This window comes from Streptomyces sp. NPDC005820, from assembly GCF_040630255.1.
Taxonomy (GTDB): domain Bacteria; phylum Actinomycetota; class Actinomycetes; order Streptomycetales; family Streptomycetaceae; genus Streptomyces.
The window spans coordinates 1-1,148 of sequence record NZ_JBEXXE010000136.1 but is presented as its reverse complement, the minus strand read 5'-3'; the positions used below and the strand labels follow the sequence as shown (position 1 = coordinate 1,148).

The 1,148-nt window shown below is 72.8% G+C and carries 1 protein-coding gene; it reads left to right on the top strand.

Going from position 1 to position 1,148, the window contains the following annotated elements; all coding sequences use genetic code 11:
- A partial coding sequence (locus ABZ464_RS52085) for a biotin carboxylase N-terminal domain-containing protein (protein ID WP_359290075.1) occupies nucleotides 1–1,148 on the top strand: 1,148 nt, incomplete at both ends.

The following is a 1,148-nucleotide window of genomic DNA, read 5'->3' as shown; positions in this document are numbered from 1 at the left end:
TGCCGGGATGCCGGTATCGCCAGTGTGGCCGTGTATGCCGACCCGGACCGGGACGCTCTGCACGTGCGTGCCGCGGACGAGGCGTTCGCCCTGGGCGGTGACACCCCGGCGAGCAGTTATCTGGACATGGGCAAGGTGTTGAACGCGGCCCGCGAGTCGGGGGCGGACGCCGTCCATCCGGGTTACGGCTTCCTCTCGGAGAACGCCGACTTCGCCCAGGCGGTCCTGGACGCGGGTCTGATCTGGATCGGCCCGCCGCCGCAGGCCATCCGTGACCTGGGTGACAAGGTCGCCGCCCGGCACATCGCCCAGCGCGCCGGCGCCCCCCTGGTCGCGGGCACCCCCGACCCGGTGAACGGCGCCGACGAGGTCGTCGCGTTCGCCAAGGAGCACGGGCTGCCGATCGCGATCAAGGCCGCGTTCGGCGGTGGCGGCCGCGGTCTGAAGGTGGCCCGGACGCTGGAAGAGGTCCCCGAGCTGTACGAGTCGGCCGTCCGCGAGGCCGTCGCCGCCTTCGGCCGCGGCGAGTGCTTCGTGGAGCGCTACCTCGACAAGCCGCGCCACGTGGAGACCCAGTGCCTGGCCGACAGCCACGGCAACGTCGTCGTCGTCTCCACCCGTGACTGCTCGCTCCAGCGCCGCCACCAGAAACTCGTCGAGGAGGCGCCCGCGCCGTTCCTCTCCGACGAGCAGGTCGCGGAGCTGTACTCCTCCTCCAAGGCGATCCTGAAGGAGGCCGGCTACGTCGGCGCCGGCACGGTGGAGTTCCTCGTCGGCCTCGACGGCACGATCTCCTTCCTGGAGGTCAACACCCGCCTCCAGGTCGAGCACCCGGTCACCGAGGAGGTCGCCGGCATCGACCTGGTGCGCGAGATGTTCCGCGTCGCCGACGGCGAGGCCCTCGGCTACGACGACCCGCCGCTGCGCGGGCACTCCTTCGAGTTCCGCATCAACGGCGAGGACCCCGGCCGCGGCTTCCTGCCCGCCCCCGGCACGGTCACCACGTTCACCGCGCCCACCGGCCCGGGCGTGCGCCTGGACGCGGGCGTGGAGTCCGGCAGCGTGATCGGCCCGGCCTGGGACTCGCTGCTGGCCAAGCTGATCGTCACCGGCGCCACCCGCGAGCAGGCCCTGCAGCGGGCCGCCCG